The following is a 13,818-nucleotide window of genomic DNA, read 5'->3' as shown; positions in this document are numbered from 1 at the left end:
GCCTCAGCAGGCGAGGAGGTGCTAGGATAACGGTCCGTTTTACTGGCGGCCACGCCTATCGGGTCTTTTATCGGCCTAAGGTTGTCTGGGTTCCGTGCAGAAACGTCGGGATTTCTCCTCTATCCCTGCGTTTTCGCCGACGATGCCGTACCAGTCCTTCGAAAAAATCGACCATGAGGTGTCCTGGCGACATTTCGAGAATCTGTTGCGCGTGAACAAGCTTGATGAAACGCAGTCTGTTCAGCATCGAATATTTATCACCGAGGCGCCCTCCAGGCGCGTCGCTACCGTGAGATAGCCGTCCTCCATGTTTGGTTCCAACGACGACAAGAAGACCCCAGCTGCGGCTGGCGAGAAAAAAAGCCTGTTCGGATGGCTGCGCAAGAAGCCGCAGGAAACCGTAGTCGAACAGCCTCAACCTCAGCCTGGGCCTGCCGAAGAACCGGTGGTCGAAGAGGCCGCGCCCATTGTCTTGCCAATTGCCGAGCCGGTGTTGCAACCGGCCGAGCCTGAAGCCGAGCCAGTGCTTGAGCCGGTGCTTGAGCAACCCCTGACCCCGCCAGCCGGGCAGACACCCTGGCTGACCCTGCCCGTGGCGGAAGAGCCGGTCGCATTGGTCGAGGACGCCCAGGCGCCCCACGTCACCCCGCCAATTCCTGCCCCGCCGCAACCGGAGGAACTACCGACCGCCGTGGTCGTGCCGCCGGCTCCTGAGCCTGTTTCCGAGCCAGAGCCAGAGGCTGCTCCGACAGAGGCTCCGGCACCGGCCGAACCGCCGCGTCCTGCCGAAGAGAACAAGGTCGGCTTCTTCGCCCGCCTCAAGCAGGGCCTGTCCAAGACCAGCGCCAGCATTGGCGAAGGCATGGCCAGCCTGTTCCTGGGCAAGAAGGTCATTGATGACGAATTGCTCGAAGACATCGAAACCCGCCTGCTGACCGCCGATGTCGGCGTCGAGGCCACCTCGGTGATCATCCAGAGCCTGACCCAGAAGGTCGCTCGCAAACAGCTGACCGATGCCGATGCGCTGTACAAATCCCTGCAGGGCGAACTGACCAACCTGCTCAAGCCGGTGGAAAAACCGCTGGTGGTTGCCTCGCAGAACAAGCCGTTCGTCATCCTGGTCGTTGGCGTCAATGGTGCCGGCAAGACCACCACCATCGGCAAGTTGGCCAAGAAGCTGCAGCTCGAAGGCAAGAAAGTCATGCTCGCTGCGGGCGACACCTTCCGCGCCGCCGCGGTCGAACAGCTGCAAGTGTGGGGCGAACGCAACAAGATCCCGGTGATTGCCCAGCACACCGGCGCCGACTCCGCTTCGGTGATCTTCGACGCCGTGCAGGCTGCCAAGGCCCGTGGCATCGATGTGCTGATCGCCGACACGGCCGGTCGCCTGCACACCAAAGACAACCTGATGGAAGAGTTGAAGAAGGTTCGCCGGGTGATCGGCAAGCTCGATGCCGACGCGCCCCATGAAGTACTACTGGTGCTGGACGCCGGTACCGGCCAGAACGCTATCAACCAGGCCAAGCAGTTCAACCAGACCGTCGAACTGACCGGGCTGGCCCTGACCAAGCTTGACGGTACCGCCAAGGGCGGGGTGATCTTTGCCCTCGCCAAGCAGTTTGGCCTGCCGATTCGCTACATCGGCGTGGGTGAAGGCATCGATGACTTGCGCACCTTCGAAGCCGAGCCGTTTGTCCAGGCATTGTTTGCCGAGCGGGAGCATTCATGATTCGTTTCGAACAGGTCGGTAAACGCTATCCGAACGGTCACGTCGGCTTGCATGAGCTGAGCTTTCGGGTCCGTCGTGGCGAATTTCTGTTTGTCACCGGCCATTCCGGTGCCGGTAAAAGTACCTTGCTGCGCCTGCTCTTGGCGATGGAGCGGCCCACCACCGGCAAACTGTTGCTGGCGGGCCAGGACCTGAGCACCATCAGCAACGCCCAGATCCCCTATCTGCGGCGCCAGATTGGCGTGGTATTCCAGAATCACCAGTTGCTGTTCGATCGCACGGTGTTCAACAACGTGGCGCTACCGTTGCAGATCCTTGGATTGTCCAAGGCCGAAATCAACAAGCGCGTGGATTCGGCGCTGGAGCGCGTGGCCCTATCGGACAAGACCGACCTGTACCCGGGCGACCTGTCCACCGGCCAGCAACAGCGCGTCGGTATTGCCCGCGCCATCGTCCATCGTCCGGCCTTGCTGCTGGCGGATGAACCCACCGGTAACCTCGACCCGCGCCTGGCGGCGGAAATCATGGGTGTATTCGAAGACATCAACCGCTTGGGCACCAGCGTGCTGATCGCCAGCCATGACCTAGCGCTCATCGCACGCATGCGCCATCGCATGCTCACGTTGCAACGCGGCCGATTGATTGGCGACGGGGAGGCTGGCGCATGAGTGCTACCCGCAGCCCGAAAGTGGCCGAACGCGTGGCCCCGAAGGGTTCCGACCCGCAGCCGCAAAAGAAAAAGCGCGACGATGACGACGGCCCGGATTTCACCACGCTGTTGCACGCCTGGATCGAGAGCCATCGCGCCAGCCTGCTCGACAGCCTGCGACGCCTGGGCAAGCAGCCGATCGGCAGCTTCTTTACTTGCCTGGTCATGGCGGTGGCCTTGAGCCTGCCCATGGGCCTGTCGCTCTTGCTGAGTAATGTGGAGCGCTTGGGCGGCTCCTGGCAGCGAGCGGCGCAGATCTCCCTTTATTTGCAACTGGATGCGACGCCGGGCGAAGGCGAGGCACTGCGTGAGCAGATCAAGGCCATGCCGGGCGTGGCCGATGCCGAATACGTGGGGCGCGAGCAAGCGCTTGAAGAGTTCCAGCAGCAATCCGGCCTGGGCGAAGCCCTCAAGGAACTGCCGGAGAACCCTCTTCCGGGCGTGGTGCTGGTCACCCCGAATGAGGTCGACAAGCCGACCCTTGAAGCATTAAGACAAAGACTTTCCGAATTGCCGAAGGTACAACAAGCGCAACTTGATCTAGTCTGGGTCGAGCGTCTTGCGGCGATCCTCAAGCTCGGCGACCGCTTTGTCTTCGGTCTGACGGTGCTGCTGGTTTCCGCATTACTTTTGGTGATAGGCAATACCATTCGTCTTCATATTGAAAACCGCCGCACCGAGATAGAAGTGATTAAACTCGTCGGCGGTACGGACAGTTATGTGCGCAGGCCCTTCCTTTATATGGGGGCGCTGTATGGCTTCGGTGCCGGCATCCTGTCCTGGGGCGTATTGGCGTTCGGCCTGGACTGGCTGAACGATGCGGTAGTGGGGTTGGCCGGTTTGTACGGCAGTGATTTTTCGCTGGCCGGTGTGCCAGCCGCCGACGGTCTGTCGCTCTTGCTTGGCGCGGTGCTGTTGGGTTATATCGGTGCATGGATTGCGGTAGCACGCCACCTGCGTGAGCTTGCTCCAAAATAGTGTTTTTTTGCGCGTATTGACCTTTCAGGTTTTGTGGGAACTTGTCCTACGGTTCCCGGTCAATTTTCGCAGTGCTGAACTGCACGAGTTATGTGAGTCGGAGGTTTTTTCGTATGACCACTTCTTTGCAACCTGCTTATGCTCTAGTCCCGGGTGCGAACCTCGAGGCCTATGTGCATACGGTGAACAGCATTCCATTGCTGACGCCCGAGCAGGAGCGTGAACTGGCCGAGAGTCTCTATTATGAGCAGGATCTTGAGGCGGCTCGGCAGATGGTGCTCGCCCACCTGCGTTTTGTCGTACACATTGCCCGCAGCTATTCAGGCTACGGGCTGGCCCAGGCCGACCTGATCCAGGAAGGCAACGTTGGCCTGATGAAGGCGGTCAAGCGTTTCAACCCGGAAATGGGTGTGCGCCTGGTGTCGTTTGCCGTGCACTGGATCAAGGCGGAAATCCACGAATTCATCCTGCGCAACTGGCGGATCGTGAAAGTCGCGACCACCAAGGCCCAGCGCAAGCTGTTCTTCAACTTGCGCAGCCAGAAGAAACGCCTGGCCTGGCTGAGCAACGACGAAGTCCATCGCGTGGCTGAAAGCCTTGGTGTAGAGCCTCGGGAAGTGCGCGAGATGGAAAGCCGCCTGACGGGCCATGACATGGCCTTCGATCCGGCCGCCGAAGCAGACGACGACAGCGCTTTCCAATCGCCGGCCAACTACCTGGAAGACCACCGATATGACCCGGCGCGTCAACTGGAGGACGCTGATTGGAGTGACAACTCCAACACCAACCTGCACGAAGCGCTGGAAGTGCTGGACGAGCGCAGCCGTGACATTCTCTACCAGCGCTGGCTGGCCGAGGAGAAAGCCACGCTGCACGACCTGGCGCAGAAGTACAACGTGTCGGCAGAGCGGATTCGCCAGCTCGAGAAGAGCGCGATGAACAAGCTCAAGGTGTCGATCGCGGCTTGACCTGCGGTTGCAGCGATAAAAAAACGCCCCGATCAGTGATGATCGGGGCGTTTTTGTTTGTGTGATGCAAGCGGTCAACTCCAGCCCTGTGGGAGCGAGCTTGCTCGCGATAGCGGTGGGTCAGGCGATATCTCTGCTGAATGCTCGATTGTCATCGCGAGCAAGCTCGCTCCCACAGTTGAGTATCGGTGTCTGGGTTACTGCGCCCAAGGCGCCCGTCGCGCCCGATCGAGCTCCAGCAGATAACCGTCGCCGCCCAATTGGTTCATCTGCTGGCGAATCCAGCCTGCCCGCCTGAGCACATAGGGGCTCGGCCGGCTGGCGCTCCATTTCCGCGGGTTGGGCAATACCGCCGCCAGCAGGCTGGCCTGTTGCCGCGACAAGCCGTCGGCACCGACGCGAAAGTGATGCCGCGCCGCCGCTTCGGCCCCGAACACCCCGTCATCCCACTCGACACTGTTGAGGTACACCTCGAGGATCCGTTGCTTGGGCCAGAACACTTCGATCAGTGCAGTGAACCAGGCTTCCAGCCCCTTGCGCAGCCAACTGCGGCCCGACCACAGGAAAAGGTTTTTTGAAACTTGCTGGCTAAGGGTGCTGGCGCCACGAATCGAACCGCCACGCCCGTTATGGGCGAATGCGGCCTGGATCGCGCCGATGTCGAAGCCCCAGTGCTCGGGGAATTTCTGGTCTTCGCCGGCGATCACCGCAATCTTGAGATTGTTGGATATTTGGTCCCAAGGCTGCCAGTCACGCTGCAGGTCGATCGGCTCTCCGCCGAACCAGGACTCAACCTTGCGCTCGATCATCAGCGCGGTGAACGGCGGCGGCACCACGCGAAACAGCAGCACCAGCACAACGCTGCCAACGGCGAACCAGAGCAGGGCTTTGAGGAATCGTCGAAACAATGTACGCAGCATAGAGATGGCTTGGCCGAACCCGTCGAGCGGGCCATTATACAGACCCTGCCCACCGAGTCTGACTGGAGTTCCCATGTTGCGTAGCTTTCTGATGCTGGCGGCTTTTTTTGGCTTCACCGGCGTCGCGCTGGGAGCATTTGCCGCCCATGGCCTGAAAAACCGCCTGAGCGCCGATTACCTGGCGATTTTCCACACCGGGGTTACCTACCAGCTGGTGCACACCCTGGCGCTGCTCGGCGTCGCATTGTTGGCTACGCACATCCCTGGCCGTATCGTCACATGGGCCGGTATTTCGTTTGTGGTCGGCATCCTGCTGTTCTCCGGCAGCCTTTATTTGTTGACCCTTACAGGCATCACCAAGTTGGGCATGATCACGCCCTTGGGCGGCGTGGCCTTCCTGATTGGCTGGTTGTGCCTGGGCCTTGCCGCTTGGCGGCTGAGCTGACCAGCGAGTCCATTTCATGACGAATGGCTTGGGTCGCCCAGACTGATCGGGCTAGAATGCCAGCCCCTAAAAATGATGGCGGCATCCGGCATGCGCATTCAATTGAACGGCGAACCCCTTGAACTGCCCGACGGCGAAACCGTTGCGACCCTGCTGACCCGTCTGGAACTCGCCGGACGCCGTGTCGCAGTGGAACTCAACCTGGATATCGTCCCGCGCAGCCAGCATGCCGACACCACGTTGAACGATGGCGACAGCGTCGAAGTGGTCCACGCCATCGGCGGCGGCTAGGCGCCTCGGTTTCGCAGCCTTTCGCAAGAACCTCACCCCTACAGAGGATTTCCCATGAGCATCGTTCGTAGCGACAAGCCCTTCGTCCTGGCCGGTCGTACCTACCAGTCGCGCTTGCTGGTAGGCACCGGCAAATACCGCGACATGGAAGAGACCCGCCTGGCCATCGAGGCCTCGGGCGCCGAGATCGTGACCGTCGCCGTGCGCCGCACCAACATCGGCCAGAACCCGGGCGAACCTAACCTGCTGGATATCCTGCCGCCGGATCGCTACACCATCCTGCCAAACACTGCCGGTTGCTTTGACGCCATCGAGGCCGTGCGCACCTGCCGCCTGGCCCGTGAGCTGCTCGACGGCCACAACCTGGTGAAGCTGGAAGTGCTGGCGGACCAGAAAACCCTGTTCCCCAACGTGATCGAGACCCTCAAGGCTGCCGAGACCCTGGTCAAGGAAGGTTTCGACGTGATGGTCTACACCAGCGATGACCCGATCATCGCCCGTCAACTGGCGGAAATCGGCTGCATCGCGGTCATGCCGCTGGCCGGCCTGATCGGCACCGGCCTGGGGATCTGCAACCCGTACAACCTGCAGATCATCCTGGAAGAAGCCAAGATCCCGGTATTGGTGGATGCCGGTGTCGGTACCGCCTCCGACGCCACCATCGCCATGGAGCTGGGTTGCGAAGCGGTGCTGATGAACTCGGCCATCGCCCACGCCCAGCAGCCGATCCTGATGGCCGAAGCCATGAAACACGCCATCGTCGCCGGTCGCCTGGCGTACCTGGCCGGTCGCATGCCGAAAAAACTTTACGCCAGCGCGTCCTCGCCGCTGGATGGTCTGATCAAGTAAGAGCCATTGATGACTGAATCGAACGACACGCCTGTCCTCCCGGAAGAAGGCGAAGAGCGCCAGCACCGCCGCATCAAGAGTTTCGTGATGCGCGCCGGGCGCATGACGGAAGGCCAGCAACGCGGCCTGGAGCAGGGCGCCCCGCTTTATGTCCTGCCCCTGGCGGACGCACCGGTCGACTTCGACCAGGTTTTCGGCCGCTCGGCGCCGCGCTCGCTGGAAATCGGCTTCGGCATGGGCCACTCGTTGCTGGAAATGGCCGCCGCTTCGCCGGAGCAGGATTTCATCGGCGTGGAGGTTCATCGTCCCGGCGTCGGTGCGCTGCTCAATGGCGTGCTGACCCAAGGGCTGACCAACCTGCGGGTCTACGATTGCGACGCCATCGAAGTGCTCAACCGCTGCGTGGCTGACAACAGCCTCGACCGGCTGATGCTGTTCTTTCCGGATCCTTGGCACAAAAGCCGCCACCACAAGCGCCGGATCGTCCAGGCGTCGTTCGCCGAGCTGGTGCGTAGCAAGTTGAAGGTCGGTGGTGTGCTGCACATGGCCACCGATTGGGAACCCTATGCCGAATACATGCTGGAAGTGATGAACGTCGCCCCGGGTTATCGCAACCTGGCGGAAGATGGTCGCTGCGTACCGCGCCCGGCCGAACGGCCGATCACCAAGTTCGAACGCCGTGGCGAACGGCTTGGGCATGGGGTTTGGGATTTGAAGTTCGAGAAGCTGGCGTAAGCACCCGAAGATCCTGCTGAAATGGGATCCCCTGTGGGAGCGAGCTTGCTCGCGATAGCGGCATAACAGTCAACCTTGATGTTGGATGTTATGGCCTCATCGCGAGCAAGCTCGCTCCCACAGTTGTTTTAGGTGACCGGGTCAGCGCCGATCCGCGACTACACCTATCAACACCAGCACCACCAACAACACCGGCGCCAGGCTGTAGTTGTTGAACTGGCTCAAGCCCCGGACGATCCACGGCGTGGCGTAGATCAGCGCGGCGCCGCTGCCGATCATGCACAGCAGGGCAATCAGCGGGACGCGCAACGCGCCGGCGATGCTGCCCAGGCGTTGTTCGACCCAGCCCTTGATATCGGCACCAAACAGCACCAGCAAGCAGCCTACCAATGCCAGGGAGATTTCCGACAGGTTGCTGCGGCTCCAGCGGGACACGGTGGCGAGCAGGTCGAGTACCAGATCCATTCGATTTCCTTGTGTTGATCAGCTCAGAAATGTCTGCAGCAAGTCGTTGAGAAACAGCCGTCCGCGCTCGGTCGCCGCCAGACGTGACGGTTCGACCTGCAACAAACCACTTTGTTCGGCCTCGCGCCGGCCTTCGGCCAGGCTCTCCAAGGACAGGCCAGTGCGCTCCGGATAAAGCTGCGCCGCTACACCTTGGGTGAGTCGCAGCGCGTTCATCAGGAACTCGAAAGGCAGTTCTTCATTGGCGAGGTTTTTCTCGCCGGCCAGGTAACGCTTGGCGGGGTTGAGATAATCCTTGGGCAAGCGGGTCTTCCAGGTGCGCACGATGCGCCCGTCTGGATGGCTGAGCTTGCCGTGGGCCCCGGCGCCGATGCCGATGAAGTCGCCAAAGCTCCAATAATTGAGGTTGTGCCGCGCCGCCCGACCGGGCTGGGCGTAGGCCGAGACTTCGTATTGGGCGTAGCCGTGTTCGGCGAGCAGGGCTTGCCCGGCTTCCTGGATGTCCCACAGCGTGTCGTCTTCCGGCAAGGTCGGCGGCTGGTTCCAGAACACTGTGTTCGGCTCCAGCGTCAGCTGATACCAGGACAAATGGGTGGGCTTGAGGGCGATAGCCTGGCGCAGATCACCCAACGCGTCTTCGAGGGACTGGTCGGGCAGGCCATGCATCAAGTCGAGATTGAAGTTATCGAACCCGGCCTGACGGGCCATGCCGGCGGCGCGCACCGCCTCGTCACCGTTATGGATCCGGCCCAGCGCTTCAAGCTTGGCCTGTTGAAAGCTCTGGATGCCAATGGACAGGCGATTGATGCCCAGCGCCCGGTAAGCGACGAACTTTTCTTGCTCGAACGTGCCGGGGTTGGCTTCCAAAGTGATTTCAATGTCCGGCGCGAAGGGGATGCGTGCCTCGACACCTTGAAGCAACCGCCCCAAGGCCTGGGCGCTGAACAGGCTTGGCGTACCGCCGCCGAAAAATATCGAACTCAGTTCACGACCATGAACCGCGTGCAGATCCTGGTCGAGATCGGCCAGCAAGGCGTCGACATACTCTTCTTCCGGCAACTGCGGGCTGGCGGTGTGGGAGTTGAAATCGCAATACGGGCATTTGCGCACGCACCATGGAATGTGAACGTACAACGCCAAGGGCGGCAGCACCGGCAGCGGCGCCCGAGGTATTTGTACACCGCCGTGGATCAGCGGTGCGGGGGAGTCGGTGGTCATTGCAGGCCCAGGCGTTGACGCAGCAAGGCCATGGCGCGGGCGCGGTGGCTCAGTTGGTTCTTTTCCACCGGCCCCAGCTCGGCGCTCGAGCAATTGCGCTCCGGCACCCAGAACAGCGGGTCGTAGCCAAAACCGTGCTCGCCGCTGGCCTCGGTGAGAATGCGCCCGTGCCACAGGCCTTCGCAGAGGATCGGCAACGGATCGTCGGCATGACGCACCAGGGCCAGCACGCAAACGAACTGTGCGCCGCGCTCGGCTTCAGGCACGTCCTTGAGGGCATCGAGCAGCTTGGCGTTGTTCGCCGCGTCACCTTTGCCGTCAGCGTAACGGGCCGAATAGATGCCTGGCGCGCCGCCTAGGAAATCCACCGCCAGGCCGGAATCGTCGGCCAGCGCCGGCAAGCCCGAGATGCGTGCGGCATTGCGGGCCTTGAGGATAGCGTTCTCGACGAACGACAAACCGGTTTCTTCCGGCTCGACCTGGCTGAATTCACCGATCGAGCGCAGTTGCACCGATCCGCCGAGCATCGCCTGCAGTTCCTTGAGTTTGCCGGCGTTGTGGCTGGCCAGTACGAGTTGGGTGAAGTTCATCATTCGCCGGGGAACAGTTCCTGGTTGAAGTTGAGGGTGTTGATCTTGTCGCCAATCTGCACCTTGATCTCGAAGGTGCGGGTTTCCTGCTGGGGCACCGGGTATTGGGCGATGTAGTAGATCGCGCCTTGTTCGGTGACTTGCTTGAATTTCAGCGGGACGCTGTGGCTGGTGAGGTCCTTCACCGTGCCGCTGACCTGGGCCATCAAAGGCTTGCCAGCCTTTATGACCGAAACATTGATCACGCCCTGGTTCTTGCTGCGGATCAGTTCGGCGCCCTTGGCGATCTCCGGTGTCAGGAAGGTGGAGTTGAAGGTGTTGTAGTGCACGGTGACGTCACCGAACACTTCCTTGCGCTCGGCCTTGATGACATCGGCGGCCATGGCGCCGACGCTCAGGCAAGTGGTGATTAACAACAACGCTAGACGTTTCATGTCGTGCTCCTGAAAAGGCTGGTGCTCACACGGCGACCCGGTGGTCGGCGAGGCCCGGGCTGCTGACCCGATAGATGCCTATTTCACCTAACAGATTAGGCCATAGCTTGCTGGCCCACCCGTGGCGGTGCTGCTGGTCCACCGCCAGGCGATCAATGACCTTGGCTTCGCGTTCGCGGCACAACTCCTCGAAATCCTCGAACGTACAGAAATGAATATTCGGTGTGTTGTACCAGGTGTAGGGCAAGAACTCCGACACCGGCATCCGCCCCTTGCTCGCCAGGTACCAGCGGCAGCGCCAGTGGCCGAAGTTGGGGAAGGTGATGATGCACTGGCGACCGACGCGCAGCATTTCGTCGAGGATCTTGTCCGGGTAATGCACGGCTTGCAGGGCCTGGGTCATGACCACGATGTCGAAGCTGTTGCTGGCAAAATTGCCCAGGCCCTTGTCCAGGTCCTGCTCGATGACGTTGATGCCCTTGGCTACGCATTCGGCGATGTTTTCCGGGTCGTTTTCCAGCCCGTAGCCCGTCACTTGCTTGTTGTCGCGCAGCCAGGTCAGCAGTTCGCCGTTGCCGCAGCCCAGGTCGAGCACGCGGCTGCCGGCGGGGATCCATTCCTGGATGATGTCCAGATCGGCTCTCATGGCGTCCTCACAGCGTAATACGGTTCATGTAGTTGCCGAACGCCTGCAGGTAGCGCGGGATCGGAATCAAAAAGGCGTCGTGGCCCTGGGGGGCGTCGATTTCCAGATAGCAGACGTCCTTGCGCGCGGCCATCAACGCGTCCACCAGCTCCCGCGAACGGGCCGGGGAGAAGCGCCAGTCGGTGGTGAACGACATCACGCAGAACTTGGCGGTGGCATTGGCGAAGGTCTTCGCCAGGTCATCGTCGAAGTTCGCCGCCGGGTCGAAGTAGTCCAGCGCCTTGGTCATCAGCAGGTAGGTGTTGGCGTCGAAACGTCCCGAGAACTCCTCGCCCTGATAACGCAGGTAGCTTTCGACCTGGAATTCCACGCTGTGGAAGTCGTAGTTGAGCTTCTCGCTCTTGAGGCCACGGCCGAATTTCTCACCCATGGAGTCGTCGGACAGATAGGTGATATGCCCAACCATCCGCGCCAGCATCAGCCCGCGCTTGGGGATCACGCCGTGTTCCTGGAACGAACCGCCGTGGAATTCGGGGTCGGTGAGGATCGCCTGGCGCGCCACTTCGTTGAAGGCGATGTTCTGCGCCGACAACTTGGGCGCCGAGGCAATTGCCAGGCAATGGCGCACGCGGTCCGGGTAGGTGATTGTCCATTGCAGGGCCTGCATGCCGCCTAGGCTGCCGCCGATCACCGCCGCCCATTGGCCAATGCCAAGGCGGTCGGCCAGGCGCGCCTGGCTGTGGACCCAGTCTTCCACGGTCAACACCGGGAAATCGGCGCCGAAGGGCTTGCCGGTCTCCGGGTTGATACTGCTCGGGCCAGTGGAACCGTTGCAACCGCCGAGGTTGTTCAGGCTGACTACGAAGAAACGGTTGGTGTCGATGGGCTTGCCCGGGCCGATGCAACTGTCCCACCAGCCGGGCTTGCGGTCGTCGGCGCTGTGGTAGCCGGCGGCGTGGTGATGCCCCGACAAGGCGTGGCAAATCAGCACGGCGTTGCTCGCCTTGGCGTTGAGGGTGCCGTAGGTTTCGTAGATCAGGTCATAGGCTGGCAACGAACGGCCGCAGGCCAGGGCCAGTGGCTCGCTGAAATGCGCCATTTGCGGCGTCACCAGACCAACGGAATCGGGGGGAAAGGCAGCTGGCATCGACCCTGCTCTCGTTGAAATGAGGCGTAAGTCTAAAGACCGCTGGGGTTAGCGGCAAGCAAAGGCGCAGCCGGGAATTCCAACGATGCGACAGCATTTATTCGTGGCGAGGGGATTTATCCCCGTTGGGCTGCGAAGCAGCCCTGAAACCTGAGTATGCGGAGTATCAGGCTGACCGAGTTGTCTGCTTTGGGGCCGCTTCGCGGCCCAGCGGGGATAAATCCCCTCGCCACAGACAGGTCCTTTGCCACGGGGATCAGGTTGCCTGGATCAGATCAGCACCCGCAGGATCTCCGGCATCATGGTCATCGCCGCCAGGTTGTTGATCACCAGCATGTCGATCAGCTTGAGCACCATGAACGCCAGGATCGGCGAGATGTCCAGGCCACCCAGGTTCGGCACGATGCGGCGGAACGGCGCGAGGGCCGGCTCGCAGATCTGGTTCACCAGCTCGGCGCCCGGGTTGTGGCTGCCCGGTGCGACCCAGGACAGGATCACGCTGATGATCATCGCGAAGAAAAAGATGTTCAGGAACAGCGCAGTCACGCCAATGAGCGACCAGATCAGCAGTTGCAGCGGATTGCCGGTGGTGCCGTAGGTCAGCAGCAGGGTGAGGGCCATCAGCGCAAGCTGCACCAGGATCGCCAGCACCAGTGAAGACATGTCCAGGCCGAACAGGCTAGGAATGATCCGGCGCAACGGCTTGAGCAATGGCTGGGTAGCCTTGACGACGAACTGGCACAGCGGGTTGTAGAAGTTGGCGCGCACCAGTTGCAGCACGAAGCGCATCAGCACGATCAGCAGGTACAGGCTGCCGAGGGTTTGCAGGACATAGACCGCTGCAGTGTTCAATCCAATCATGAATGGCTCCTTATTGGCCCAGTTGTTCGGCCATTTCGGCCGAGCGGTGCGCGGCGGCGCCGAGTGCTTTTTCCACGAGGGCTTCGAAGCCGCCAGCCTGGAATGATTTGATGGCCGCTTCCGTGGTGCCGGCCGGCGAGGTCACGCGGCGCCGCAGCTCCGCCGCATCGACATCACTGGACACCGCCATGTGCGCGGCGCCGAGGGCGGTTTGCAAGGTCAGTTGCGCAGCGGTTTCCCGTGACAGGCCGAGTTTTTCGCCGGCGGCGGTCATGGCTTCGATCAGCAGGAAGAAATACGCCGGGCCCGAGCCGGAGACGGCGGTGACGGCGTCCAGTTGCTGCTCGGTGTCCAGCCACAGTGCCAGGCCTACGGCCGAGAGCAATTGTTCGGCCTGCTGGCGTTGCGCGGCGGTCACTTGTTCGGTGGCGAACAGGCCGCTGACGCCCTGGCGCAGCAGCGCCGGGGTATTGGGCATGCAGCGTACGATCGGCTGGGCACCGAGCCAGTTGTCCATGCTCGCGCAGGTAATCCCGGCGGCAATCGACACGATCAGTTGATGTGGCTGAAGATTCGGGCGAAGGGCTTCGCACACGCTTTTCATCGCTTGCGGCTTGACCGCCAGCACCACGACATCCACGCCGTCGATGGCCTTGGCATTGTCGGCAAAAGTCTCGATGCCGTGCTCGGCGCTCACCCGGTTGCGGGTCTCTTCACCCGGATCGCTGGCGCGGATCTGCGCAGCGTCCAGGCCCTTGGCCCGCAGGCCGCCGATCAGGCTGGCGGCCATGTTGCCGGCGCCGATAAAGGCAATACGCATGTTGCTCATGACG

The 13,818-nt window shown here is 61.6% G+C and carries 17 protein-coding genes; 8 read left to right on the top strand and 9 right to left on the bottom strand.

From position 1 onward, the window contains the following. Positions 1–307: 307 nt before the first annotated feature. The 4 genes from ftsY (at position 308) to rpoH (ending at position 4,384) form a co-directional block, all read left to right on the top strand. Positions 308–1,729, top strand: coding sequence for a signal recognition particle-docking protein FtsY (gene ftsY, locus J3P79_RS25400; protein ID WP_434606584.1), 1,422 nt, complete (start codon positions 308–310; stop codon positions 1,727–1,729). After that, the gene (gene ftsE / locus J3P79_RS25395; protein WP_434606581.1) at positions 1,726–2,397 is read left to right on the top strand and encodes a cell division ATP-binding protein FtsE; all 672 of its coding nucleotides are present in this window, start codon (positions 1,726–1,728) and stop codon (positions 2,395–2,397) included. Before ftsY ends, ftsE begins: the two co-directional genes overlap by 4 nt. After that, complete coding sequence (gene ftsX, locus J3P79_RS25390; RefSeq protein ID WP_434606578.1) at positions 2,394–3,416, top strand: permease-like cell division protein FtsX; 1,023 nt, start codon at positions 2,394–2,396, stop codon at positions 3,414–3,416. Before ftsE ends, ftsX begins: the two co-directional genes overlap by 4 nt. Positions 3,417–3,529: 113 nt before the next feature. After that, the gene (rpoH, locus tag J3P79_RS25385; protein ID WP_039590460.1) at positions 3,530–4,384 is read left to right on the top strand and encodes an RNA polymerase sigma factor RpoH; all 855 of its coding nucleotides are present in this window, start codon (positions 3,530–3,532) and stop codon (positions 4,382–4,384) included. A 197-nt stretch (positions 4,385–4,581) separates the two neighbouring features. Here rpoH and mtgA read toward each other — a convergent pair whose 3' ends face one another. Next, the gene (gene mtgA / locus J3P79_RS25380; protein ID WP_434606574.1) at positions 4,582–5,304 is read right to left on the bottom strand and encodes a monofunctional biosynthetic peptidoglycan transglycosylase; all 723 of its coding nucleotides are present in this window, start codon (positions 5,302–5,304) and stop codon (positions 4,582–4,584) included. A gap of 73 nt (positions 5,305–5,377) precedes the next feature. Here mtgA and J3P79_RS25375 point away from each other — a divergent pair, with 73 nt between their 5' ends. The 4 genes from J3P79_RS25375 (at position 5,378) to trmB (ending at position 7,624) form a co-directional block, all read left to right on the top strand. Beyond that, positions 5,378–5,749, top strand: a complete 372-nt coding sequence (locus J3P79_RS25375; RefSeq protein ID WP_434606572.1) for a DUF423 domain-containing protein — start codon at positions 5,378–5,380, stop codon at positions 5,747–5,749. 90 nt (positions 5,750–5,839) lie between these two features. Further along, on the top strand, positions 5,840–6,040 hold the full coding sequence (gene thiS / locus J3P79_RS25370) for a sulfur carrier protein ThiS (RefSeq protein WP_434606570.1): 201 nt from the start codon (positions 5,840–5,842) through the stop codon (positions 6,038–6,040). A 54-nt stretch (positions 6,041–6,094) separates the two neighbouring features. Continuing rightward, positions 6,095–6,889, top strand: coding sequence for a thiazole synthase (locus J3P79_RS25365; RefSeq protein ID WP_003177480.1), 795 nt, complete (start codon positions 6,095–6,097; stop codon positions 6,887–6,889). A 9-nt stretch (positions 6,890–6,898) separates the two neighbouring features. Further along, positions 6,899–7,624, top strand: a complete 726-nt coding sequence (gene trmB, locus J3P79_RS25360) for a tRNA (guanosine(46)-N7)-methyltransferase TrmB (RefSeq protein WP_434606568.1) — start codon at positions 6,899–6,901, stop codon at positions 7,622–7,624. Between the two features lie 141 nt (positions 7,625–7,765). On the opposite strand, the gene J3P79_RS25355 is transcribed toward trmB, so the two are convergent. The 8 genes from J3P79_RS25355 to proC form a co-directional block, all read right to left on the bottom strand. After that, entirely contained in the window at positions 7,766–8,089 is a 324-nt protein-coding gene (locus J3P79_RS25355; protein ID WP_014340681.1) for a DUF3392 domain-containing protein, read from the bottom strand. Positions 8,090–8,107: 18 nt separating this feature from the next. After that, positions 8,108–9,307 (bottom strand): radical SAM family heme chaperone HemW, encoded by a 1,200-nt coding sequence (hemW, locus tag J3P79_RS25350; protein WP_434606566.1) that lies wholly within the window; start codon positions 9,305–9,307, stop codon positions 8,108–8,110. Further along, entirely contained in the window at positions 9,304–9,900 is a 597-nt protein-coding gene (rdgB, locus tag J3P79_RS25345; protein WP_434606564.1) for an RdgB/HAM1 family non-canonical purine NTP pyrophosphatase, read from the bottom strand. The genes hemW and rdgB overlap by 4 nt, the downstream gene beginning before the upstream one ends. Then, a complete protein-coding gene (locus J3P79_RS25340) occupies positions 9,897–10,331 on the bottom strand; it encodes a DUF4426 domain-containing protein (protein ID WP_434606562.1) in 435 nt (144 codons plus the stop codon). The genes rdgB and J3P79_RS25340 overlap by 4 nt, the downstream gene beginning before the upstream one ends. Positions 10,332–10,356: 25 nt before the next feature. Continuing rightward, positions 10,357–10,977, bottom strand: a complete 621-nt coding sequence (gene metW / locus J3P79_RS25335; protein ID WP_434606561.1) for a methionine biosynthesis protein MetW — start codon at positions 10,975–10,977, stop codon at positions 10,357–10,359. 7 nt (positions 10,978–10,984) lie between these two features. After that, a complete protein-coding gene (gene metX / locus J3P79_RS25330; RefSeq protein ID WP_434606559.1) occupies positions 10,985–12,124 on the bottom strand; it encodes a homoserine O-succinyltransferase MetX in 1,140 nt (379 codons plus the stop codon). A gap of 270 nt (positions 12,125–12,394) precedes the next feature. Next, on the bottom strand, positions 12,395–12,985 hold the full coding sequence (locus J3P79_RS25325; RefSeq protein ID WP_434606557.1) for a YggT family protein: 591 nt from the start codon (positions 12,983–12,985) through the stop codon (positions 12,395–12,397). 10 nt (positions 12,986–12,995) lie between these two features. After that, positions 12,996–13,814 (bottom strand): pyrroline-5-carboxylate reductase, encoded by an 819-nt coding sequence (proC, locus tag J3P79_RS25320; RefSeq protein ID WP_434606555.1) that lies wholly within the window; start codon positions 13,812–13,814, stop codon positions 12,996–12,998. Positions 13,815–13,818 lie beyond the last annotated feature (4 nt).

The sequence above is a fragment of the Pseudomonas sp. R1-7 genome (genome assembly GCF_051132105.1).
Lineage (GTDB): Bacteria > Pseudomonadota > Gammaproteobacteria > Pseudomonadales > Pseudomonadaceae > Aquipseudomonas.
Note: the sequence above shows the minus strand (reverse complement) of the source record. Positions and strands in the feature narration are given on the sequence as shown.

Coding starts and splice junctions, on each gene's coding strand:
- J3P79_RS25325 (WP_434606557.1), bottom strand. CDS start 12,985: ATGATTGGATTGAACACTGCAGCGGTCTATGTCCTGCAAACCCTCGGC.
- rpoH (WP_039590460.1), top strand. CDS start 3,530: ATGACCACTTCTTTGCAACCTGCTTATGCTCTAGTCCCGGGTGCGAAC.
- proC (WP_434606555.1), bottom strand. CDS start 13,814: ATGAGCAACATGCGTATTGCCTTTATCGGCGCCGGCAACATGGCCGCC.
- rdgB (WP_434606564.1), bottom strand. CDS start 9,900: ATGATGAACTTCACCCAACTCGTACTGGCCAGCCACAACGCCGGCAAA.
- J3P79_RS25340 (WP_434606562.1), bottom strand. CDS start 10,331: ATGAAACGTCTAGCGTTGTTGTTAATCACCACTTGCCTGAGCGTCGGC.
- thiS (WP_434606570.1), top strand. CDS start 5,840: ATGCGCATTCAATTGAACGGCGAACCCCTTGAACTGCCCGACGGCGAA.
- ftsX (WP_434606578.1), top strand. CDS start 2,394: ATGAGTGCTACCCGCAGCCCGAAAGTGGCCGAACGCGTGGCCCCGAAG.
- metX (WP_434606559.1), bottom strand. CDS start 12,124: ATGCCAGCTGCCTTTCCCCCCGATTCCGTTGGTCTGGTGACGCCGCAA.
- J3P79_RS25365 (WP_003177480.1), top strand. CDS start 6,095: ATGAGCATCGTTCGTAGCGACAAGCCCTTCGTCCTGGCCGGTCGTACC.
- trmB (WP_434606568.1), top strand. CDS start 6,899: ATGACTGAATCGAACGACACGCCTGTCCTCCCGGAAGAAGGCGAAGAG.
- J3P79_RS25355 (WP_014340681.1), bottom strand. CDS start 8,089: ATGGATCTGGTACTCGACCTGCTCGCCACCGTGTCCCGCTGGAGCCGC.
- metW (WP_434606561.1), bottom strand. CDS start 10,977: ATGAGAGCCGATCTGGACATCATCCAGGAATGGATCCCCGCCGGCAGC.
- mtgA (WP_434606574.1), bottom strand. CDS start 5,304: ATGCTGCGTACATTGTTTCGACGATTCCTCAAAGCCCTGCTCTGGTTC.
- ftsE (WP_434606581.1), top strand. CDS start 1,726: ATGATTCGTTTCGAACAGGTCGGTAAACGCTATCCGAACGGTCACGTC.
- hemW (WP_434606566.1), bottom strand. CDS start 9,307: ATGACCACCGACTCCCCCGCACCGCTGATCCACGGCGGTGTACAAATA.
- J3P79_RS25375 (WP_434606572.1), top strand. CDS start 5,378: ATGTTGCGTAGCTTTCTGATGCTGGCGGCTTTTTTTGGCTTCACCGGC.
- ftsY (WP_434606584.1), top strand. CDS start 308: ATGTTTGGTTCCAACGACGACAAGAAGACCCCAGCTGCGGCTGGCGAG.